This window comes from Flavimaribacter sediminis (assembly GCF_019492055.1).
Classification (GTDB): domain Bacteria; phylum Pseudomonadota; class Alphaproteobacteria; order Rhizobiales; family Rhizobiaceae; genus Flavimaribacter; species Flavimaribacter sediminis.
The window spans coordinates 1,146,055-1,168,090 of sequence record NZ_JAICBX010000002.1 but is presented as its reverse complement, the minus strand read 5'-3'; the positions used below and the strand labels follow the sequence as shown (position 1 = coordinate 1,168,090).

At 62.8% G+C, this 22,036-nt stretch carries 16 protein-coding genes; 11 read left to right on the top strand and 5 right to left on the bottom strand.

Annotated features, from left to right (window positions below; genetic code table 11):
* The first annotated feature begins 83 nt into the window (after positions 1-83).
* A complete protein-coding gene (locus K1W69_RS13690; RefSeq protein ID WP_370688241.1) occupies positions 84-1,061 on the top strand; it encodes a complex I NDUFA9 subunit family protein in 978 nt (325 codons plus the stop codon).
* Between the two features lie 235 nt (positions 1,062-1,296).
* Complete coding sequence (locus K1W69_RS13685; RefSeq protein WP_220228884.1) at positions 1,297-1,476, top strand: hypothetical protein; 180 nt, start codon at positions 1,297-1,299, stop codon at positions 1,474-1,476.
* Between the two features lie 67 nt (positions 1,477-1,543).
* On the opposite strand, the gene K1W69_RS13680 is transcribed toward K1W69_RS13685, so the two are convergent.
* Entirely contained in the window at positions 1,544-2,911 is a 1,368-nt protein-coding gene (locus tag K1W69_RS13680; protein WP_220228883.1) for a cytochrome P450, read from the bottom strand.
* Positions 2,912-3,132: 221 nt separating this feature from the next.
* On the opposite strand from K1W69_RS13680, the gene gyrB reads away from it, so the two are divergent.
* The 9 genes from gyrB (at position 3,133) to K1W69_RS13635 (ending at position 13,645) form a co-directional block, all read left to right on the top strand.
* A complete protein-coding gene (gyrB, locus tag K1W69_RS13675; RefSeq protein ID WP_220228882.1) occupies positions 3,133-5,568 on the top strand; it encodes a DNA topoisomerase (ATP-hydrolyzing) subunit B in 2,436 nt (811 codons plus the stop codon).
* 197 nt (positions 5,569-5,765) lie between these two features.
* The gene (locus K1W69_RS13670; protein WP_220228881.1) at positions 5,766-7,076 is read left to right on the top strand and encodes a polyhydroxyalkanoate depolymerase; all 1,311 of its coding nucleotides are present in this window, start codon (positions 5,766-5,768) and stop codon (positions 7,074-7,076) included.
* A gap of 127 nt (positions 7,077-7,203) precedes the next feature.
* Positions 7,204-7,620, top strand: coding sequence for a DUF2852 domain-containing protein (locus K1W69_RS13665; RefSeq protein ID WP_220228880.1), 417 nt, complete (start codon positions 7,204-7,206; stop codon positions 7,618-7,620).
* Between the two features lie 108 nt (positions 7,621-7,728).
* The gene (locus K1W69_RS13660; protein WP_220228879.1) at positions 7,729-8,457 is read left to right on the top strand and encodes a M48 family metallopeptidase; all 729 of its coding nucleotides are present in this window, start codon (positions 7,729-7,731) and stop codon (positions 8,455-8,457) included.
* A 66-nt stretch (positions 8,458-8,523) separates the two neighbouring features.
* On the top strand, positions 8,524-9,180 hold the full coding sequence (locus K1W69_RS13655; protein ID WP_220228878.1) for a phosphoribosylanthranilate isomerase: 657 nt from the start codon (positions 8,524-8,526) through the stop codon (positions 9,178-9,180).
* 18 nt (positions 9,181-9,198) lie between these two features.
* Entirely contained in the window at positions 9,199-10,431 is a 1,233-nt protein-coding gene (trpB, locus tag K1W69_RS13650; protein WP_370688240.1) for a tryptophan synthase subunit beta, read from the top strand.
* Positions 10,432-10,439: 8 nt separating this feature from the next.
* Positions 10,440-11,279 carry a tryptophan synthase subunit alpha gene (gene trpA, locus K1W69_RS13645; protein ID WP_220228876.1) on the top strand — a complete coding sequence of 280 codons (840 nt, stop codon included), beginning with the start codon at positions 10,440-10,442 and terminating at the stop codon, positions 11,277-11,279.
* Between the two features lie 49 nt (positions 11,280-11,328).
* Complete coding sequence (gene accD / locus K1W69_RS13640; RefSeq protein ID WP_220228875.1) at positions 11,329-12,333, top strand: acetyl-CoA carboxylase, carboxyltransferase subunit beta; 1,005 nt, start codon at positions 11,329-11,331, stop codon at positions 12,331-12,333.
* A 16-nt stretch (positions 12,334-12,349) separates the two neighbouring features.
* A complete protein-coding gene (locus K1W69_RS13635) occupies positions 12,350-13,645 on the top strand; it encodes a bifunctional folylpolyglutamate synthase/dihydrofolate synthase (protein WP_220229346.1) in 1,296 nt (431 codons plus the stop codon).
* Between the two features lie 566 nt (positions 13,646-14,211).
* Here K1W69_RS13635 and trxA read toward each other — a convergent pair.
* The 4 genes from trxA to K1W69_RS13615 all read right to left on the bottom strand — a co-directional run bounded on the left by trxA (position 14,212) and on the right by K1W69_RS13615 (position 22,019).
* Positions 14,212-14,550: a thioredoxin gene (gene trxA / locus K1W69_RS13630; RefSeq protein ID WP_370688262.1), complete on the bottom strand. Its 339-nt coding sequence runs from the start codon at positions 14,548-14,550 to the stop codon at positions 14,212-14,214.
* Positions 14,551-14,632: 82 nt separating this feature from the next.
* The gene (addA, locus tag K1W69_RS13625; RefSeq protein WP_220228873.1) at positions 14,633-18,163 is read right to left on the bottom strand and encodes a double-strand break repair helicase AddA; all 3,531 of its coding nucleotides are present in this window, start codon (positions 18,161-18,163) and stop codon (positions 14,633-14,635) included.
* The gene (addB, locus tag K1W69_RS13620; protein WP_220228872.1) at positions 18,163-21,294 is read right to left on the bottom strand and encodes a double-strand break repair protein AddB; all 3,132 of its coding nucleotides are present in this window, start codon (positions 21,292-21,294) and stop codon (positions 18,163-18,165) included. The genes addA and addB overlap by 1 nt, the downstream gene beginning before the upstream one ends.
* Entirely contained in the window at positions 21,291-22,019 is a 729-nt protein-coding gene (locus tag K1W69_RS13615) for a nucleotidyltransferase family protein (protein ID WP_258571031.1), read from the bottom strand. The genes addB and K1W69_RS13615 overlap by 4 nt, the downstream gene beginning before the upstream one ends.
* Between the last annotated feature and the right edge of the window lie 17 nt (positions 22,020-22,036).

The following is a 22,036-nucleotide window of genomic DNA, read 5'->3' as shown; positions in this document are numbered from 1 at the left end:
TTGATGATTCGGTCTGCCGGGACTTCACCTCGGCGTCGGATTTCCGTATGACGGAGACAACGTTTCGAAGTCAGGTACGCATCATGATGACACGCAAATCTCCGAAAGTGGTCACCGTATTCGGTGGTTCGGGTTTCGTCGGCCGCCATCTCGTCCAGGCGCTCGCCCGCCGGGGGTATTATATCCGCGTCGCCGTTCGCCGCCCTGACCTTGCAGGCTTTCTTCAGCCGCTCGGCAATGTCGGCCAGATCGTCGGCGTCCAGGCCAATCTGCGCAATCGCGCCTCCGTGGACCGGGCCGTCGCCGGGTCCGACCATGTCGTCAATCTCGTCGGCATCCTGTTTCCCAAGGGCGCCAACACCTTCGACAGCATCCAGGATTTCGGCGCCTGCGCCGTGGCCGAGGCCTGTCGCGCCGCCGGCGTGCCGCTGACCCACATGTCGGCGATCGGCGCCGATCCCGAAAGCGAGTCCGATTACGCCCGCACCAAGGGTCTGGCCGAACAGGCTATACGCGAGATCCTGCCGGAAACGACGATTATGCGTCCCTCCGTGATTTTCGGTCCGGAAGACGAATTCTTCAACAAATTCGCCGATATGGCGCGTTTCTCGCCTTTCCTTCCGCTGATTGGCGGCGGCGAAACCAAATTCCAGCCGGTCTATGTTGTGGATGTCGCGGAGGCTTTCGCCCGCGATGTCGATGGAGCAATCCAGCGCGGCAAGACCTGGGAGCTCGGCGGCGCCGAAGTGCTGACCTTCAAGGAGTGTCTGGACTATATGCTCGAGGTCATTCGTCGCCAGCGCTTCTACGCCAACATTCCCTGGCCTGTCGCCGGCGTCATGGGGCGTCTGATGTCGCTTGTTCCGCTCATCGATCCGATGCTCACCTACGACCAGGTGCAACTGCTCAAGGGCGACACGATCGTCTCGGACGCCGCGATCGCCGAAGGCCGGACCCTGGAAGGCATGGGCGTCGTTCCCGCGACCATCGAATCAGTTCTGCCTTCCTATCTGGTTCGATTCCGGCCAGCTGGCCAGTTTACCCGCGGAGCGCCCGTCTGACGGCGGACGCTTTTTGGCCTGTTCGGAACTTTTTCTCTGAAATCGCATTCTAGTTACTCGACTGTGGCGAGAATGTCATTGAAGTGTGTTGTTTGCCACGTTAAATCGCGTGAGGTTTCGTTAGTATTTCCTTGCTAGATTTCGCTGAGGCGGAGTGGTCGAATGATTGCTTCCAAGGCGGATTATCGTCTGACAAGGCGGCGTTGGGGAACGCCCGTATAACCGGAGAGGCAACATGGCCGAACAGAAATCACTCGGCAGGACAATCGTCACGTCCTTCATCGTCGCGGGCGCCATCATTCTGGCCGGCGCATTCGCAGCGCCGCATTTCGTGACGGCCAGCAAGGCCGGCTGCGCGCCGTCCTACGGCGTTGATCCGTGCGCACAGGAATTCGCGGCCGACGCCGCGAAATAAGCCTTTACAGGTCACTTCCGGCTGGCGCTGCATTCACGGCGCGCCGAAAATCCGGTCCAGATATTTTTTACCGGCGCGTCGTGACCGTCATCGGCAGGCCGCCGAGCGGCTGCGTTGTAACGCGCTGCACGGGCCACGGCTTCGTGTCTTGCGTGCAGTCGAATCGAAAGCGCTTCATCAGCACGCCCAGCGCAATGGCGGCTTCCTGCAGCGCGAAGGTCGCACCGATGCACACGCGCGGACCGGCGCCGAAGGGCAGATACTGGAACCGCCCGATTTTCGCACGGTTTTCCGGCAGAAAACGCTCCGGAATAAAGGCGTTCGGCCGATCCCAGAGCAATTTGTGGCGGTGCAGGATCCACGGCAGCACGAGGACTGTTGTGCCGGCCGGAATCTCCGTTTCGCCCCAGCGGTCATCGGCGATCGCCTCGCGATTGATCGACGGCGCCGGAGGGTAGAGCCGCATGGCCTCCTCGAAAGCTGCTCTCGTATAGGGCATGGCGTCCAGCCATTTCACCGGTTCCAGACCGCTGTCGACGATCCGGTCGACCTCCTCCTCCACATGCTCGCGCTCCCGCGGCGCATTGGCCAGGCAATAGATCGTCCAGCCGAGCGCCCGCGCCGTCGTCTCGTGGCCGGCGCCGAGGAAAGTCAGGATGTTGTCTTCCACTTCCTGCTCAGTCAGGCCGTCCGGCCCTTGCTGCGCGATGAGCAGCGTCAGAAAATCCTCGGGCGCCTTTTCGCCGCGCGCCAGCATCTCCTGGCGTCGGGCGATCATCTCGCGCACCATCTTGCGAAAATAGTTCAGCGAGCCACGACCTCGGATGCGGGTAAGGCGCGGAATCCATTCCGGCGCCTTGAGCAGATCGAGCGGATCCACCCGCCCCATCGTGTCGAGAAGCCGCGCGACATTCTCCGCCAGCGACGAATTCGGGTCCGGATCCTCGGAGAACAGGGTTGCGGCAAGAACCTCGTAGGTCAGGTCCGTCATCGCCAGCGCCACGTCATGAACGCCGCCATCGCCCGCGAAACGTTCGGCGAAGCGCTCGCTGCATGCAAGCATCTGGTCGGCGAAACCGGCCGCATGCCGAGGCGTAAAGACGGGCGCGACCGCCCTGCGAGAGCGTTTCCATGCCGGACCTTCCGCTGTCAGCAATCCGTCGCGCAGGATCGGCCTCAGGACGAGCTGGCGCACCCGCGCCATCCGGTAGTTCTTCGCATTGTCCACCAGGATATGCCGGATGAAGTCCGGCTGGTTGGCGACGATCATGCTCTCGTTGAACATTTTCGCCTTCAAAACGGGATTGGCGTAGGCCGGCTCACCCCACAGTTCTATGGGGTTTCGATAGATGGTTTTTATCACCTGCAGCCGGCTCGGCGGTTGCGATCTGGGTTTCGGCGCCGGTGGCTCGAATGGCTCGATAAGCGCGTCCATGAACTGCTCCTTGCGTCCAATATAGGTACATGGCTTCCGGCCCGCCAGTAACAGTTGGAGCATCGGTTCCGATCGCGCCTGTGGACCACCCGGGAGCCGCCTGTCTTTTACGATCCCGGATTTGGAAAAACCGAAAAAAATCATTATATTCAGGCTTACGGGCAGGGGTGATTCGGAAGCGCCGAAAGCAATCCCGCGCCTTGCAGGAAAGAACAGGCAATATGAGCGACGAATCCGCCAGCGAAAACCAGTCCAGCCCGGAATACGGCGCCGAATCCATCAAGGTTTTGAAGGGTTTGGACGCGGTTCGCAAACGTCCGGGCATGTATATTGGCGACACCGACGACGGCTCCGGCCTGCATCACATGGTCTATGAGGTTGTCGACAACGCCATCGACGAGGCGCTGGCCGGCCATGCGACGGACGTCACGGTTACGCTCAACGCCGACGGTTCCTGCACGGTGACCGACAATGGCCGCGGAATTCCGACCGATATTCACTCCGGAGAGGGCATCTCGGCGGCTGAAGTCATCATGACCCAGCTCCACGCCGGCGGCAAGTTCGACCAGAATTCCTACAAGGTGTCCGGCGGCCTTCACGGCGTCGGCGTTTCCGTGGTCAACGCCCTGTCGGTCACGCTCAGGCTGACCATTCGCCGCAACGGCAAGATCCATGAGATGAGCTTCACCCACGGCGTCGCCGACGGGCCGCTCGCCGTGACCGGCGACGCCGGCGGCGAAACCGGCACCGAGGTCACCTTCCTGCCGTCCACCGAGACCTTCACCATGACGGAGTTCGATTTCGACACGCTCGAACATCGGCTTCGCGAACTCGCCTTCCTCAATTCCGGCGTCCGCATCACGCTGACGGATCTGCGCCATTCCGACGAGCGAAAGACCGAGATGTCCTATGACGGCGGCATCCAGGCCTTTGTGAAATATCTCGACCGCAACAGAAAGTCGCTGGTGGAAGAGCCGATCGCCATCGTCGGCGAAAAGGACGGGGTCACCGTCGAGGTGGCCATGTGGTGGAACGACAGCTACCACGAGAACGTGCTGTGCTTCACCAACAACATCCCCCAGCGCGACGGCGGCACCCACATGGCCGGCTTTCGCGGCGCGCTCACCCGCCAGATCGTCGCCTATGCCGAGAGTTCGGGCCTGACCAAGAAGGAAAAGGTCTCGCTGACCGGCGACGATTGCCGCGAAGGCCTGACGGCGGTTCTGTCGGTCAAGGTGCCAGATCCGAAATTCTCCTCCCAGACCAAGGACAAGCTGGTCTCCTCGGAAGTCCGTCCCGTCGTCGAGAATCTGGTCAACGCCGGGCTCAACCAGTGGCTTGAGGAGCATCCCCAGGAAGCCAGGATCCTGGTCGGCAAGGTGGTCGAGGCGGCCGCCGCCCGCGAGGCTGCGCGCAAGGCGCGCGAACTGACCCGGCGGAAGGGCGCGCTCGACGTGGCCTCGCTCCCGGGCAAGCTTGCAGACTGCTCGGAGCGCGATCCGGCCAAGTCGGAAATCTTCCTCGTCGAGGGCGATTCCGCCGGCGGTTCGGCCAAACAGGGGCGTTCGCGAGAAAATCAGGCGATCCTGCCCCTGCGCGGCAAGATCCTCAATGTCGAGCGGGCCCGCTTCGACAAGATGCTTTCCAGCCAGGAGATCGGCACACTGATCACGGCGCTCGGCACGGGCATCGGCAAGGACGAGTTCAATATCGGGAAGCTGCGCTATCACCGCATCATCATCATGACGGACGCCGACGTCGACGGCGCGCATATCCGAACGCTTCTCCTGACCTTCTTCTTCCGCCAGATGCCGCAACTGATCGAGCAAGGCCACCTCTATATCGCCCAGCCGCCGCTCTTCAAGGTGTCGCGCGGCAAGTCCGAACAATATCTGAAGGACGAGGCGGAACTGGAGGAATACCTGATCGCCCTGGGTCTCGAAGAAGCGTCGCTCGAGCTTCGCGACGGAGAAATTCGCGCCGGACAGGATCTGCGCGCGATCATCGAGGATGCGCGGCGTATGCGCGCGCTGATCGACAATCTGCATTCGCGCTACGATCGCAGGATCGTCGAGCAGGCGGCGATCGTCGGCGGCTTCAATATAGAGGCGATGAACGATCCGGAGCGCGCCGCGGCCATCGCAACGCGGGTGTCCGGGCGGCTTGACGCGATTTCCGAAGAAACCGAACGCGGCTGGACGGGCGAGATCACTCCGCAGAACGGTCTGTTGCTGGAACGAACGGTGCGCGGCGTCAAGGAATCCCATCTGCTTGACGCAGGGCTTCTCGGCTCCGCCGACGCGCGTCGCATCGACCAGATGTTCCAGAGGCTCGACGAGATCTATTCGGGCGACGTCCGGTTGCTGCGCAAGGAGCAGTCGACGGCGATCCACGGGCCCGCCGATCTGCTAGAAACCATCTTCGCGGTTGGCCGCAAGGGCCTCAGCATGCAGCGCTACAAGGGTCTCGGCGAGATGAACGCAAGCCAGTTGTGGGAAACCACGCTTGATCCGAACGCCCGGACGCTGCTTCAGGTCAAGATTGCGGATGCGACCGACGCAGACGGGCTGTTTGCTCGCTTGATGGGCGACGAGGTGGAACCGCGCCGCGACTTCATCCAGGACAACGCGCTGAGCGTCGCCAATCTCGACATCTGACGGTCTGTATTGCCTCTCAGCGCCGTGAGTTGGTGAGAATCAACGAGCGAGTACAGAGAGTTACGTAACATTTGATTCGCGCTGTTGCGTCGCAGCAAAAAAATGCTAGTTTGGCTCGGCTGAACCGGGTCTGCCGATCCCGACGCATGAGCTTGGCGAAAATCGGCGGTTTGCGTCCCGCAGAGGTTTGATCGCATATGTTCTATCAATTTTACGAATTGGGCCACGCCGCCATGTTCCCCTGGAGGACGGCGGCAGACGCGATGCGTATGACCTACGCCAATCCGCTAAATCCGATGTCCCGCACGACATTCGGCAGGGCGATGGCGGCCAGCTTCGAGCTGTTCGAACGGACGACGCGCCGTTACGGCAAACCCGAATTCGGCATCGATGAAATTTCGATCAACGCGCAGAAGGTCTCCGTGCACGAAAAGATCGTGTGGGAACGCCCTTTCTGCAGCCTTATCCATTTCGAACGGTCAATGCCGGCGAATTATCGCGGCAAGAACCCGAAGATCCTGGTTGTCGCGCCGATGTCCGGCCACTATGCGACATTGCTGCGCGGAACCGTGGAAACGCTGCTTCCATACGCCGACGTCTATATCACCGACTGGACGGACGCCCGCATGGTGCCCTTGTCGGACGGCTTCTTCGACCTGGACGATTTCATCGACTACATCATTTCGATGCTGCACTTCATGGGCGCAGACACCCATGTCATGGCCGTGTGCCAGCCGTCCGTCCCGGTTCTCGCCGCTGTGGCGCAGATGGAAAAGCACAATGACGGTCAGGTTCCCCGCTCGATGACGCTGATGGGCGGACCCATCGACACGCGCAAGAATCCGACCGCCGTCAACGAACTTGCGGAAAATCGCCCGATCGAGTGGTTTCGCGACAATGTCATCATGCGCGTGCCCTGGCCGCAGCCGGGCTTCATGCGCGAAGTCTATCCCGGCTTCCTGCAGCTTTCCGGCTTCATGTCGATGAATCTCGACAAGCATATGATCGCGCAGAAGGATTTCTTCCAGCACCTGGTCGTCAATGATGGCGATTCGGCGGAAAAACACCGGGAATTCTATGACGAGTATCTCGCCGTCATGGATCTGACGGCCGAGTTCTACCTGCAGACGGTGGAGCGCGTCTTCATCCAGCACGCGCTGCCCAAGGGCGAGTTCATGCATCGCGACGAACTGATCGACCCGTCGGCGATCAAGCGCGTGGCGCTGTTGACCGTCGAAGGCGAGAATGACGACATTTCCGGCGTCGGCCAGACCAAGGCCGCGCACGATATCTGCCCGAACATTCCCGACGACAAGCGCATGCATTACATGCAGCCCAAGGTCGGTCACTACGGGGTGTTTAACGGATCGCGGTTCCGCTCGGAGATCGCGCCACGCATACTCGACTTCATGCGCACCCACAACGAAGCGCCGAAAAAGCCGGCGCCGGCGGCCAAACCCGCGGCGAAGCGCCCGACCCGGTCTCGCAAGACAGCCAAAAGCGCCTGAGAAAACTTAATTTATTCAATAGCTTGCTTGGTAACTTCTGAATCTTTCTTGAATCAGCGGCGTTCACCACCCACATGGTTTTTCGCGCAGACACTTTCGTCTCGTCTGTTTGAACAAGGGCTATTCAATGACCAACACCTCAATGCTCCGTCCGGCCTGGACGCCTCTCACTATCGGCCTGATGGTTCTGGGATTTGTCGTGTTCTGGCCGCTCGGCCTGGCCATGCTCGCCTACATTATCTGGGGCGACCGGCTCGACGAATTCAAGCAGGACTTCAGAAAGGCCACGAGTGGCAAGGCCTTCGGCTGCAAGCATACCCGCCGTCACGGCGGCTTTCATGCGCGCACCGGAAACGTCGCTTTCGACGAGTGGCGTGAAACTGAACTCAAGCGTATCGAGGAAGAGCGCCGCAAGCTCGATGAAGCGCGTCAGGAATTTGACGACTATCTTCGCGAACTGCGCCGCGCCAAGGACCAGGAAGAGTTCGACCGCTTCATGTCCCAGCGCAAGCCCGGACGTGATCGCTTCGAGGACAACGACTGACAGGCCATCGCCTGAACAGCAACACTTCAAGAGCGCTCTTCGGGCGCTCTTTTGTTTTGCGCTATTGAATCAGAATCAGCTAGGTATTTCCTGAAGACAATCCGGTTGATGACATTGCCAGCCAATCCGAAGGAACGCGATATCGCCGTAGCCGGCAGGCGACTGCCCCTGACGATCCGGGAACACAGCCGTGCGACGCGGCTCACGCTCAGGATCGAACCGGGCGGCCGGGCCCTGCGCATGACCGTGCCGCCAGGCGTCAGCGACCGTGAAGTCGAGCGGTTCCTCCTGCGCAACAATGGCTGGCTATCGTCCCGGCTCGGCAAATTGCCCAGGCCGAATTCGCTCGCGGACGGCGGATCGATCCAGATTCGCGGCGTTGATCACACTATCCGTCGCACCGGCGCGGCGCGCGGTCTCACCGAGGCCCGCGAGACCGGTGAGGGGCGCATTCTGTTCGTCGGCGGCGCGCCCGAACATCTGGCCCGACGGATTGTCGATTATCTCAGGCGCGAGGCCCGCGCGGAACTCGAGGCCGCCGTCGCCCGTCATGCCTCCGCCCTTGGCCGCAAGCCCCGGGCCATCCGCCTCAAGGACACGCGCAGCCGCTGGGGATCCTGTTCCTCGGAAGGCAATCTCTCCTTTTCCTGGCGCATCATCATGGCGCCCGATCACGTGCTCGATTATCTGGCCGCCCACGAAGTCGCGCACCTGCGCGAAATGAATCACGGCCCCGGTTTCTGGAAACTCTGCCGGACGCTCTGCCCGCGCACGGACGAGGCGAAAACCTGGCTGAAGCGCCACGGTTCGGCGCTTCACGCCGTCGACTTCGGCTGAGTTTCGTCGCCCCGCAAAACCACGAAAACTCTCGACTTTGCAACGGATTCATGCGACGAGCGGCGCATGACGACGACGGTCAAGATCTGCGGCATGAGGACGAAAGAGACCATCGAGGCGGCGCTTGCCTCGGGGGCGTCCCTTATCGGCTTCATCTTCTTCGAGAAAAGCCCGCGAAACGTGACGCCGGAAGAAGCCGGCCGCCTGCGCCGCCTGATCGGCGATCGCGCGTCCGTCGTGGCCGTCACCGTAAACGCCGACGACGCCGTCCTCGACCGGATCGTGGATGAGGTCAAACCGGATTATCTGCAGCTTCACGGCGGCGAGACGCCGGAACGCGTTCGCGAGCTTCGCGCGCGCTACGGCCTGCCCGTCATCAAGGTTTTCTCGATACGCGAGGCGGCCGATATCGAAGCGATACAGGCCTGGCGCGGCGTCGCAGACCGTTTCCTGCTTGACGCCAAGGCGCCTGCAGGTTCGGAGCTTCCCGGCGGCAACGGCGTCTCCTTCGACTGGTCGCTGCTGCGCGCGCTTGACGGCGATATCGATTACATGCTTTCCGGGGGTCTCAATGCGGGCAATGTCCGCGCCGCCCTTGAAACCACCGGCGCCAGGGCGATCGACATATCGTCGGGCGTGGAATCCGCTCCGGGGGTCAAGGACAGCGCACTGATCTCCCGGTTTTTCGAAAAGGTCGCAGCTGTCAGCCAGCCCGCGGCCTGATGTGCAAGTCGCTATGATATGGAAGTGTCCGTGAACAAGCCCATTGAACCGAATTCATTTCGCGCCGGTCCCGACGAGGACGGCCGCTTCGGAATTTTCGGCGGTCGTTTCGTTGCCGAAACCCTGATGCCGCTCATCCTCGACCTGCAGGAGGCGTGGGCCTTCGCGAAGTCGGATCCCGAGTACAAGCGCGAACTGGACAATCTCAACACGCACTACACCGGCCGGCCGAGCCCGCTCTATTTCGCCGAGCGGATGACGGAGGAGCTGGGCGGCGCGAAGATCTATTTCAAGCGCGACGAACTCAATCACACCGGGTCTCACAAGATCAACAATTGCCTGGGCCAGATTCTGCTCGCCAAGCGCATGGGCAAGACGCGCATCATCGCCGAGACGGGCGCCGGTCAGCACGGCGTCGCCACTGCAACGGTCGCCGCGCGCTTCGGGCTCCCCTGCGTCGTCTACATGGGCGCGACCGATGTTGAACGCCAAGCGCCCAACGTGTTCCGCATGAAGCTTCTCGGCGCCGAGGTCATCCCTGTCGAGGCCGGCAACGGCACCCTCAAGGACGCGATGAACGAGGCGTTGCGCGACTGGGTGACGAATGTCGAGAACACCTATTACCTGATCGGCACCGCCGCCGGACCGCATCCCTATCCGGAGATGGTGCGTGACCTGCAGTCGGTGATCGGCCGCGAGGTTCGCGAGCAGATCATGGAGGCGGAAGGCCGCCTGCCGGACATGCTGGTCGCAGCCGTTGGCGGGGGATCCAACGCCATCGGCCTGTTCCACCCCTTCCTCGACGACAAGCAGGTCGCGATCGTCGGCGTCGAAGCCGGCGGCAAGGGGCTCGACACGGACGAACATTGCGCCTCGCTGACGGCCGGCAGCCCCGGCGTTCTGCATGGCAACCGCACCTATCTGCTGCAGGACGCCGATGGTCAGATCGAGGAGGGCCATTCCATATCCGCCGGCCTCGATTATCCGGGCATCGGTCCGGAGCATTCCTGGCTGAAGGATATGGGCCGGGTGGAATATGTGCCGATCATGGATGACGAGGCGCTGGCCGCATTCCAGAGGCTCACGCGCGTCGAGGGCATCATTCCTGCGCTCGAGCCGTCGCATGCGCTCGCCGAAGTCATCAAGCGGGCGCCGGATATGGACCGGGATCAGATCATCGTCATGAATCTGTGCGGCCGGGGAGACAAGGACGTCTTCACTGCGGCCCGCCACCTCGGCATCGAGTTGTAGGAGCGGACATGACCGAACGTATGGACAAAAGGTTTGCGGCGCTTGCTGCGGAGGGACGCCCGGCGCTGGTGACCTATTTCATGGGAGGCGACCCGGATTACGCCGCCTCGCTGGAAATCATGAAGGCGCTGCCGGCGGCCGGCGCCGACGTCATCGAACTGGGCGCGCCGTTTTCCGATCCCATGGCCGACGGCCCGTCCATCCAGGCGGCGGGACAAAGGGCTCTGAAGGGCGGCCAGACCCTGGCGAAGACCCTTGAAATGGTCCGCGAGTTCCGGAAGACCGACAACGAGACGCCGATCGTGATCATGGGATACTACAACCCGATCTACATTTACGGTGTGGACCGCTTCCTGACCGAAGCAGTCGCCGCCGGTCTCGACGGGCTGATCATTGTCGATCTGCCGCCGGAAATGGACGACGAATTGTGCCTGCCCGCGCTGGAGAAGGGCGTCAACTTCATCCGTCTGGCGACGCCAACCACCGACGATCGGCGCCTTCCCGCCGTTCTCAACAATACGTCGGGGTTCGTCTACTACGTCTCGATGACCGGGATCACCGGTTCGGCCCTGCCCGATACGGACAATGTCGGCGCCGCTGTCAGGCGCATCAAGCGTCACACGCAACTGCCGGTCTGCGTCGGCTTCGGCGTGAAGACCGGCGAGCAGGCGCGCGCCATCGGAGCGACGGCGGACGGCGTCGTCGTTGGAACGGCGATCGTAAACGCTATCGCCGGTTCGCTTGACGATCAGAACGGCGCCACCGGAGATACGGTGCAAGCCGTAACCGATCTTGTTCGGTCTCTTGCCGACGGAGTGCGCGCCGCACGCCTTGCCGCAGCCGAATAAATAACCAATTATGAAGGTACGTAACACTCCAGATTGACAGGAGTTCGCCTTGAACTGGATTACCAGCTTTGTACGGCCGAAATTCGGCTCCATGCTTGGCCGCCGTGAGGTGCCGGAAAACCTCTGGATCAAATGCCCGTCGACCGGTGAGATGGTGTTTCACACCGATCTTGAGGAAAACATGTGGGTCATTCCGGGGTCCGGCCACCACATGCGGGTCACAGCGCGGCAGCGTCTTGGCTACCTGTTCGACGCGGGCGAATTCGAGGAGTTGCCCGCGCCGCAGGTTCAGCAGGATCCGCTGAAATTCCGCGATTCCAAAAAATACACCGACCGGCTGCGCGACAATCGATCAAAGACAGGTCTGGAAGATTCCATCGTCGCAGGCATCGGGACAGTCAAGGGGCTGAAGCTCGTCGCCTGCGCGCATGATTTCAACTTCATCGGCGGTTCGCTCGGCGTGGCTGCGGGCGAGGCGATCGTCCAGGCCTTCGAGACGGCGATCAGGAACGAATGCCCGCTGGTGATGTTTCCCGCTTCCGGCGGCGCGCGCATGCAGGAAGGCATTCTCTCCCTGATGCAGTTGCCCAAGACCACGGTCGCCGTGGAAATGCTGAAAGAGGCGGGCCTGCCCTATATCGTCGTGCTGACCAACCCGACGACCGGCGGCGTAACGGCGTCCTACGCCATGCTCGGCGACATCCATATCGCCGAACCGGGCGCGGAGATCGGATTTGCCGGCAAGCGCGTCATTGAGCAGACCGTCCATGAGAAGCTTCCGGAAGGCTTCCAGACATCGGAATACCTGATGGAACACGGCATGGTCGATATGGTGGTGACCCGCCACGAACTGCCGGACACGCTTGTCAGCCTGCTCAGGATGCTGATGGGACTGCCTGCGCCTGAAGAGCCTGTCGGCCCTGAGGCAGTCGCAGGGGAGCCGGAAGCCGAAGCGCCGCTGGCCGAAACCGCGGAACCGCCCGCTGTTGACGAGGAACTCGAGACGTCCGACGCCGCCGGACCGGAGCCAGGTGACAAAGACAAGAGCGACTGAAGCGATCGAACGACTGATGACCCTTCATCCGAAGGGTTTCGATCTTACGCTCGAACGCATACGTAAACTGTTGAGCCGCCTCGGCGATCCCCAGGACCGTCTGCCGCCCGTCATCCATGTGGCCGGCACCAACGGCAAGGGGTCGGCGACGGCGTTTTGCCGGTCCATGCTGGAAGCGGCCGGCCTTGGCGTTCATGTCCATACCTCGCCGCACCTTGTGAGCTGGCATGAGCGCTATCGCATAGCCTCGAAACCGGGGCCGGGTCAGCTTGTCGACGATGATCTCTTCGCCGACGCCATCGAACGCGTAGCCGAGGCCAATGGCGGCCAGCCCATAACGGTTTTCGAGATCCTGACCGCTGTCATGTTCCTGCTTTTCAGCGAACAGCCGGCCGACGTCGCGATTGTCGAAGTCGGGCTTGGCGGGCGTTTCGACGCAACCAACATCCTCAGCGATCCCGCAGTCAGCCTGATCATGCCGATCGCGCTCGACCATCAGGCCTTTCTGGGTGACCGGGTGGAGCTGATCGCAGCGGAGAAGGCCGGCATTATCAAGCCGGGATGTCCGGTTGTGGTCGGCGCTCAATCCGAGGACGCGGCGCGCGAAACGATCGTTTCGGCCGCCGACCGGCTTGGAAGCCCGTTGAGCGTCTACGGACAGGATTTCCAGGCCTTTGAAGAACACGGACGCCTCGTCTATCAGGATGAGACCGGCCTGCTCGATCTTCCGTTGCCCGCGCTGAACGGCCGCCACCAGATCGCAAATGCGGCCGCCGCCATCCGTACGATCAGGGCCGCGGAGTTCGCTTGTCCGCCGGAGGCGATCGAAAAAGGCCTGCAGACTGTCAGCTGGCCGGGCCGCATGCAGCGCCTGTCGTCCGGCCGGATCGTCGACGCGGCGCTGCCCGGCGCAGAAGTTTGGGTCGACGGCGGCCATAATCCGGGCGCGGCCGTTGTCGTGTCCGAAACCCTGGCTGAGCTCGAGGAGCGTTTCTCGCGGCCGCTGTTTCTGATCGCCGGCATGATCAACACCAAGGATCCGCTCGGTTATTTTCGCGTCTTTGAGGATATGGTGCGCCACGTCTACGCCATACCTGTCAGCGGTTCGGAAGCCGGCATCGATCCGGTCGCGCTGGCCGATGACGCTGCGCGGGCCGGCCTGACGGCACAGCCGGCCATCGACGTCTACCAGGCGCTCGACCTGATGGCTGAAGACTGGAAAAAGCTCGACGTCCCCCCGCGCATCCTGATCTGCGGCTCGCTCTATCTGGTCGGCGAGATCCTGGCCGAAAACGGAACCCCGCCACAGTAGCGGCAATCTGCAGAACAAAGACAGAACTTAAGGTGCATTTTTGGGCTGGATGTGCTATATATGCGCCTTTCGCAACACGGATTCAGTGTCGGCCCAGGCGCTCAAAAACGGTGAGAAACGCCGATTCCCGAAACAAAGCCAGACCGTCCTGAAAGATGGAAAACTGAAAATCCCGAAACAAAGCCAGATTGGATGAACGCCCGGTCCTGTTGCGCTCAGCCCGCCGGAAGAAGGTAGAATTTGTGGTGCTTCCGAGGATGCGTCGTATCGAAAATCGCCGATTCCCGAAACGAAGCCAGATCTCCAACGAGCGAAAAATCCAAATTCCCGAAACAAAGCCAAAGGAAAAGGCAAACAGGTGCGCGCGCTGGAAATATATAGAAAATACAAAGACTTAAAACTGCTACGCTTTTCTTCCCTCTTTCAAGCCGGCCCCCGAGCCGGGATCGATTCGGTCTTACTGCAAAACCAGCCTTTGCGACCCAAAGCCAGCCTGCACTGGGCAAAGAAAAACCCGCAAGGCCTTAAAGCCTTGCGGGCTGAATGCGTGGGAAAAGCGGTTTGGCTCAGACGGCGCCGCTGATCCAGCTGGACAGCGCCGATTTCGGCAGAGCGCCCACCTTCATGTCGGCGACTTCGCCCGCCTTGAACATGGTCAGCGTCGGAATCGAACGCACGCCGTAGCGGGCGGCGAGCTCCGGATTTTCGTCGATGTTAAGCTTTGCGACCTTGATCTTGCCTTCCATCTCCGCAGAGATTTCCTCTAGGCTGGGGGCGATCATCTTGCACGGTCCGCACCATTCGGCCCAGAAGTCGACTACCACCGGCTCGGCGGAATTGAGGACTTCCTTCTCGAAATTTGCATTGTCGACCTTCACAGTGGCCATGAATTTGCTCCTTCGAATTGAATTCGGGCCCGAAAAGAATCGGACCCTGTCGTTGGATCTAATATCAGACACGGCCGGCAGAATTTCAAGGCGGACGCGCTCACATTGTCGACAGCGCTAAAAGCGTCTCGTCGAGGCGCCGGTTGTCGCAGACGATCAGGCGCGGAGCTTCCGTGTAGAGCAACGCCGCGCGCACCGTCCGGTCCGGGTAGATCGGCTGCAGAAGCGCGCGGTAAAGCGCAAGCTGCGTCAGGTACACCTGGGCGACCCCGCTTTCGTCGGCGGGCGGATTGCGGTCGGTCTTGTAATCGACGATCAACACCTCCCCCTCCGAGACGGCCAGCCGGTCGAGCCGCGCCGAGACTGCCCGTTGCTCGCCGGCGATCTCCAGTGTGCCCATCATCGAAACCTCCGCCCGGCTTGCGGGTGAGAACACCGGCGCGAACCGGGGATCCTCCAGAATCTCAAGAATGCTGTCGGCGAGGGCTTCGCAGTCCGGCGGGCTCCAGTCGGGAAGCGCCCGACCCAGATAGCGCGCAGCCAGACGCCGCCGTTCGGCCGGCGCCTGGTCGGGCAGAAGCTGCAGAAGCCTGTGAACGACCCGGCCGCGCTCCAGCGGCCGCTCGTCGCCCCGTTCGTTGTCGAAGGGCGACGTCATGACCGGCGCGTCAGAGGGTTCGGCCTCGACCGCAAGGCCCGTCGATGACGGCGTCAACGGTCGCGGCAGCCGCGCCGGTTTTGGCAGCGGGCGGCCAAGGGCGCCGGGAAGCGGCGGATGGTCGCTTTCGGGCGCGGCCGGGCCCGATTGCCGATGAAAGCCCTCGGCGTCGTGCTGCGTGTAGCGCAGCCCCTCCCATTGCGCGCCCCCCGCGCTGAAAGTCATGGGTGTCACGGAGGCGTTGTCAGAGAAGGCCTCTTTCACGGTTGCGTGCCAGTGACGCCAGGAGGGAACCTTGATCCCGTGATAGCCGCAGACGATCAGCCGGTCAGCGGCGCGCGTCATCCCGACATAAAGAAGCCGACGGTATTCGTCGTCCATGGCTGAAAGCCAGTCCGATTTCATCGCGTCGCCGACGCTGTTCGCGTAGCTTTTGCCGGGAATCCAGAGCGGCGCGGACACCGGCAATCCGGTTGCGGCCTCTATCGGCAACGTCTGCAGGCGCGGCGCATGGCGTTCGTCAGCCGGTTTGCCTCCGGAATCCACCAGGAAGACCACCGGCGCCTCGAGCCCCTTGGAGGCGTGCCCCGTCATGATGCGGATCTCGTCGCGTCCCTGCTCCAGTTCGCGCTTGATGACGGGAGAGGCGCTTTCCAGTGACGCGATCAGCGCCTGAAGCCCTGGAAGGTCGCCGGATTCATGATCGAGGCAGAACGAAAGAAACTCGTCCAGAATGTCGCCGGCTTCCGTGCCAAGCCGGGCGAGGAAACGCTGCCTGCCGCCGTCAGGTCCGAGCAGGCGGGCGTAGAATTCAAAGGGCGACGCGGCGTCGGCGATCGCAAGCAGTCCGGACAGCCGGGAATACGATTCCAACCAGGCGCCGCCTTCCGATTCCGCAAGCGTTGCCAGATGATCAAACAGGCTCGCCCGTTCAGGCCGCTCGGCCGCCAGGCGAAACAGCATGTCCTCGTCAAAACCGAACAGCGGGCTCTTGAGGATGGCCGCCAGCGAAAGATCGTCTCCAGGCATCAGCATCACCCGACCGAGCGCCATCAGGTCCTGAACGGCGATATGCCCGGTCAGTATGAGCCGGTCCGCGCCAGCCACAGGGATCTGCGCCTTCTTCAATTCGCGCATCAGCGCGTTGACGAATGCGTCCCGCTTGCGCACCAGCACGAGGATGTCTCCGGCGGTGATCGGCCGCTTCACGCCGGAGCGCACGATGCATTCTTCATGGCGAAGCCACTCGACGATCGTCCCGGCTATCCGGCGCGCCAGTTCCGCCGGCGGCGCGGTTTCTGCGATCGCGTCGAAAGGCGCGCGCCAGTCGTCGTGGTCGTCGCTTGCCTGCTTGCCGATCATGTCCCACAAATCGACGACGCCCGGTTCGCCGCCTCTGTGGGAGCTGTGGGCGACCGGCTCGCCCGGTTCGCCGAGTCCGCGCCGGATCTCTTCCGGCTCGAAAACGTCGTCCACCGCCGAAAGCACGCTCGCCGTCGAGCGGAAGGAAAGCCGCAGTCGCGGCTGTTCGAAATGCCGGTCGGCGTCGCGGGCCATGAGGCTGAATTCACGCTGCTTGATCCGGAAGAGGTCCGGCCGCGCGCCCTGGAAGGAGTAGATCGACTGCTTCTCGTCGCCGACAGCGAACAGGGTGCGAAGCGTTTCGCGCGACGATTGGCCAGCAAAGAATTCTGCGGCGAGCCGACTGATCACCGCCCATTGTTCGGGGCTCGTGTCCTGGGCCTCGTCGACGAGAATATGGTCGATCCCGCGATCGAGCTTGTAGTGCACCCATGGGCCCGCGCCGTCACGCGCCAACAACGCGCCGGTTCGAGCGACAAGGTCGTCGAAATCCAGTTTGCCGTCGCGACGCTTCAGCGCCTCGTAGCCGCTGTCGAGACGGCGTGCGAGAACCAGCGCGTCGCAAGTGAGAAACACCATGCGCAACCTCTGCAGCCGGTCGCGCGCCGCGATGAAATGATCCTGGGCCTCTGCAATTCGGTCTTCCAGATCGGGAATGGCCTCCTGGATTGACTTGGTCGCCAGGGAGGCGAGTTTGCGGGGCTTGCCTTCCGACGTCAGAAACAGCGTCGCAAGCTCTGTATAGCGGTCCTGCGGTTCGTCCAGCGCCTCGGCCCGCATCAGCCCGTCAACGAATTCACGCGCCCGCTTTGCTTTCTGACTGCGCGCGACGTCTGCGAATTCGGCGAGCGCTGGTCCCTGAAATCCTGCGAGCGGCCAGACCGAGCTCAATATGGAATCCTCGGTATCGTCCGGATCGAGCCCCGTGATCCTGCGCAACAGCTTTTCTTCGCCGCCTTGGCGTTCCGCCGCAAGCCCGAATTCATTGATGGCGGCGCGCTCTCCGACGATCTCCTCGAACAGCCGGTCCATGCCCCACTGGCCGGTGGCGGCCAGCACGTTTCTGAACGCCTCGACCAGGCGCGCGTCGGCCTCCTGCGCCACCTCTGTCAGCAGAGCTTCGCGGGCCTCGTCGAGCAGTCGTCGCGCGCCGGCCTCGTCGAGAACCTCGAAATGGCCGGCCACATTGGCTTCCAGCGGAAACTGGTGCAGCACCGCCTCGCAGAAGGCGTGAATGGTCTGGATTTTCAGACCGCCCGGCGTTTCCAGCGCGCGCGCGAACAGCTGGCGGGCGAAGGCGAGGCGCAGGGCGTCCGGCCTTCGGCCCTCGATGTCCGCAAGCCTCGCCGACAGCGCGGCGTCATCCAGCCTTGTCCATTCCGCCAGCCGCTCGAACACCCGGTTCGACATCTCCGAGGCGGCCGCCTTCGTATAGGTCAGGCAGAGAATGGCGGATGGCCGGCAACCGTTCAGCAAGAGCCGGACGACCCGCTGCGCCAGCACATGCGTCTTGCCCGAGCCGGCGTTCGCCGACACCCAGGCGGACCGGGCCGGATTGGAGGCTTTTTCCTGCTGCGCCTGCGTCCAGGTGATGTCGAAGGAATCGCTCATTATTCGCCATCCCCGTTCGGGCTGTCTTCCAGCACGGACCATTCCTGGACGCGGGCGAGATGGTCGTATTCGCGGCCGTATTGAGCGGCGGCGTCGGGAATGACCTGCGAGGCGAAGCCGAGTTCGCCGCGCGCCAGCGCGTTGATCAGATCGGTGAAACGGGCGAGCGATTCCGTCGCAAGATCCGTCGCCGACTTCGCGTCCGGATATCCGCGGATCGACCCGTCCACACACTCCGCCTTGAAGTTGTCGTCGGGACGGAGCCGCACATAGATCAGATGCTCCGGATCGAGAGGATCGACCCCGGCGAATGCGCCGGCCATGAGGGCCGCGCCCTCCAGCGGCAATTGCGGGTCGAGCAGGGTCCAGGCGACTTTCCGGCTCGGCGAACTGCCGGTCTTGAAATCGATGATCTCGACCGTTCCATCATGAGCAATGTCGATCCGGTCCGCGATCCCTGTCAACAGAACGCCGCATTGGTCTATGTCGTAGGCCGCGCGAATTTCGGTATGGCGTGTCGCGATCGTAGCGTCTCGGCCGCGTTCCCATTCGATCAGCGGCCCGGCGATCCGTTCGAACTCGGTCTGCCAGATGATCCGGATATGCGCGGGCAAGCCGGCTTCCTCGAAAGTCTGTCGCCAGATATCGCGCAAACGGTCCTCGGCGTCGACCTGACCGGCCACGATGGCGAATTGCTCGGCGATGCCGTGATACAGGGTGCCGCGCTCCGCAGGTCCCGGCTCCAGGCCGAGTTCTTCCGGCGGGTCGAGCCGCAATACGCGCCTGGCGTAGATCGCATAGGGGTCGCGCCGCAGTTTCTGGACTTCGCTGAAGGAGTAACGCTTCGGCTGCAGCTCCGCCGGCGGTTTCGGGGCCGGCCGGGCGGCGAGCGGCATGTCGTCGGCAAGATCGAGATCGCTGGCCCATTGCACGAAGCGGCCTCCGCGCGAGCGCATGGCCGTCGCGTCGTTGTCGCCGACGATCGCAAGAAGCCGCTGCAGCCAGCGGGAAGGCACCGTTGGCGCATTCGCAGACCGCGCGGAGCGCGAGAGGATGACATGGGGTGCGCCAAGATTCATCTGAAAATCATGGGCCGCGAGCCCGATCCGCCTTTCCGGCGGCTCAAGGCCGATATCCGCCATCATACTCCGCGAGAGGAAAGGATCGGTCGAGGTCTGACCGGGCCAGGTTCCCTCGTTGAGGCCGGCCATGATCAGCGTGTCGACTGGCTGAAGACGCGCTTCGAGAGAACCCCAAATGAACACATGGGGATGGCTCCCTGCGCGCGGTTTGACCATCTCGCCGGCCAGCAACGCCGGCGTCATGCCGGCCCATTCGAAGGCGCTGCAGGCAAGGCCGGAGCGATCCTCCAGCATCTCCGCAAGCAGGCCGTACAATTGCTCTCCGGCCTCTCCCGACCACAGGTTCGAAAGGTCGCCGCGGTCGTCCGCCGCCACCGCCTCCAGCGCCTCGATCGTCTTGCCGACCCATTCAGCGACCGGCAGCGCAGCCTTTACGCCTGTCAGGGGCGCAAGGGCGGTTTCCACGGTTTCGGCGAAGGTTCGGCAGCGCTGAATATCGGCGTCAGTCAGGCGTCGCCACCAGAAGGGCGCATGACGCGCCTCCGCCTGGCGTTCCGCAAGGCGGAGGTCGAACGCCGCGACGATCGCATCGGTTTCAACCGGAAACCTGGCGTCGCGAAGCACGATCCGTTCGAAAAGACGGGCGTTTTGGCGCGCATCGGCCGCCGTTCCGCCGAAGCGGGCGAGCGGATGTTTCAGCAGTGACAAAAGCGCCACCGGATCCTGCGGCCGGCAGCAGGCGGCAAGTATGAGCCGGCAGATTGCGCCTGGCGGAGTGAGAGCAAGCGACTGTCCGCCGGAATCGTCGGCGCCGATCCCGAAGCGCCTGAGTTCGGCGGATACCCGGCGCGCCAGGTTGCGGTCCGGCGTCACCAGCGCCACATTGCGCGGCTGGCTCGCTGCTTCCGGCTCGGCCGAAAGCCGCATGGCTGTTGCAATCGCCAGGGCTTCCTCGCGCTCGTTCGCCGCCTCGATCAGGTCGATGCGTCTGCAGGCCCCCGCGATTTCCGTAGGAGTCAGATCACTTTCGACCCAGCTTTGCGTGGCTTCCGCAGGCAGCAGCGCGGTCGAGACTATGCGATTGCGCAGGGCCATATCCGCATCCGGTTCTGCGAGGCTTGACACCTCGTCACGGCCGGCTTCGAGTTTTGCGAGCAGGGCGAACAGGCCATATTGCGGATGAGCGCAGATCGCCGGGTCGAAAAATCCGTCCCGTGGCGCGCCGCCGACGAGCGGCCATGTCGCGTCGCCGATGTTGAAATCCAGACCCGGCAGCACCACGGCGCCACGCTCCATGCTGGCTACGGTTCGCATCAACTCGGCCGTCGCGGGGATCGATCCCGTTGACCCGGCGATGACGACCGGTCCGTCTGGAGGAGCGCTCTTCAGGCGTTCGGCCTCCGCGCGCAAGACGACATTGCGATGCGCGGCCGCGCTCGATCTGTCCAGTTCGACCAGCCGCTGCGGCCAGAAGACCGAGGCGATCTTGAGGAATTCCAGCGACAGTTGCCACCAGCGCGCATGATCCTCGCTGCTGATATCGGAAAGCGCCGACCAGGGCCGTTCCTCGGTCTCCATGGAATCGAGCAGGTCGGCAAGGCTTCTGGCCAGCCACACGGCGTCCGCGGGGTTCGCCGGCGCGAGCAGCGGGTGATCGCCATGCACGTCGGCGACGGCCTGCGGCAGCCTGCGTTTCCAGGCCAGAATCAGGTTGGCGAGTTCGAGCAGCCTTTCTGTCTGGCCAACGGGCGGCGCAAGGTCCTCCTGCGCAATCGTCTCGTCAAAAAAGCCCGCGTCCTCGTCATAGTCTCCCAGCGGCCGGATGACCGGCAAGATGGCGCTTGGGGCAGGCAGCAGGTCTACGAACTCGGATCGCAGCGCGCGCGCCGCCCTGCGTGTCGGAACATATATTACGGCGGAGGCTAGTGACAGCGGGTTGTCGGCGCGATGGTAAAATCCCTCAATCAGCGTTCCGTCGCACAGGCGCGCCGCCAGCACCTTGAGAAATGGCGCGCCGGGCGGGATCGTGAAAAGCTTTTTGCGCGTCATGGGTTTGCGCCGAACCGGGCCATCACCGTTTCGGCTTCGCCGATCGCTTCGGGCGTGCCGATGGTCAGGATATGACCGCTCATGGCAAAACCGAACAGGCGGTCGGAGGCGATTGCCCGGTCGAAGCACCAATTGAGAGAGAAGGGCTCATTCGGCGCGTCCTCGAATATGCGCGGATGGATGATCGCCGCGCCCGGATAGACCACCGGATCAGCGGACACGCGGTCGTGACGGCGCAACCGGCCATCCGCATCGACCAGGAAATCGCCCTTGCCGTCATATCCCGTGCACTGGTCGAGGCGGGCCGTCATCAGAAGCATGTCCATCCGATTCCCGTCCCAGGCGTCGGCCATTGCCCGGAGGCTTGAGACGTCGCCGCCCGGCGATTCCAGCCAGAACGTGTCGGCGTTGACGATCGCGAAAGGATCGGCGCCAAGCAGCGGCAAAGCCTTCACAATGCCGCCGCCGGAATCGAGCAACCTATCGGTCTCGTCGGAAATCTCGATCTCGATACGGTCGACCGTCTGCAGGTGCTCACGCAACTGAGCGCCGCGATAATGGACATTCACCACGGTCCGTTTGACGCCGGCCGCGACGAGATTGTCGATGGCGTGGTCGATCAGGCTCCGTCCCGCGACCGTGACCAGCGGCTTCGGCAGCGTGTCGGTGATCGGTCGCATGCGGGTTCCAAGACCTGCTGCCAGGATCATGGCTGTTTTGGGCATGATGCGTTCCCCGGCGG

What these genes read in the sequence shown, in the direction of transcription:
- K1W69_RS13690 (WP_370688241.1), top strand. Translation starts at nt 84, where the DNA reads ATGATGACACGCAAATCTCCGAAAGTGGTCACCGTATTCGGTGGTTCG.
- K1W69_RS13685 (WP_220228884.1), top strand. Translation starts at nt 1,297, where the DNA reads ATGGCCGAACAGAAATCACTCGGCAGGACAATCGTCACGTCCTTCATC.
- K1W69_RS13680 (WP_220228883.1), bottom strand. Translation starts at nt 2,911, where the DNA reads ATGGACGCGCTTATCGAGCCATTCGAGCCACCGGCGCCGAAACCCAGA.
- gyrB (WP_220228882.1), top strand. Translation starts at nt 3,133, where the DNA reads ATGAGCGACGAATCCGCCAGCGAAAACCAGTCCAGCCCGGAATACGGC.
- K1W69_RS13670 (WP_220228881.1), top strand. Translation starts at nt 5,766, where the DNA reads ATGTTCTATCAATTTTACGAATTGGGCCACGCCGCCATGTTCCCCTGG.
- K1W69_RS13665 (WP_220228880.1), top strand. Translation starts at nt 7,204, where the DNA reads ATGACCAACACCTCAATGCTCCGTCCGGCCTGGACGCCTCTCACTATC.
- K1W69_RS13660 (WP_220228879.1), top strand. Translation starts at nt 7,729, where the DNA reads ATGACATTGCCAGCCAATCCGAAGGAACGCGATATCGCCGTAGCCGGC.
- K1W69_RS13655 (WP_220228878.1), top strand. Translation starts at nt 8,524, where the DNA reads ATGACGACGACGGTCAAGATCTGCGGCATGAGGACGAAAGAGACCATC.
- trpB (WP_370688240.1), top strand. Translation starts at nt 9,199, where the DNA reads ATGGAAGTGTCCGTGAACAAGCCCATTGAACCGAATTCATTTCGCGCC.
- trpA (WP_220228876.1), top strand. Translation starts at nt 10,440, where the DNA reads ATGACCGAACGTATGGACAAAAGGTTTGCGGCGCTTGCTGCGGAGGGA.
- K1W69_RS13635 (WP_220229346.1), top strand. Translation starts at nt 12,350, where the DNA reads ATGACCCTTCATCCGAAGGGTTTCGATCTTACGCTCGAACGCATACGT.
- addA (WP_220228873.1), bottom strand. Translation starts at nt 18,163, where the DNA reads ATGAGCGATTCCTTCGACATCACCTGGACGCAGGCGCAGCAGGAAAAA.
- addB (WP_220228872.1), bottom strand. Translation starts at nt 21,294, where the DNA reads ATGACGCGCAAAAAGCTTTTCACGATCCCGCCCGGCGCGCCATTTCTC.
- K1W69_RS13615 (WP_258571031.1), bottom strand. Translation starts at nt 22,019, where the DNA reads ATGCCCAAAACAGCCATGATCCTGGCAGCAGGTCTTGGAACCCGCATG.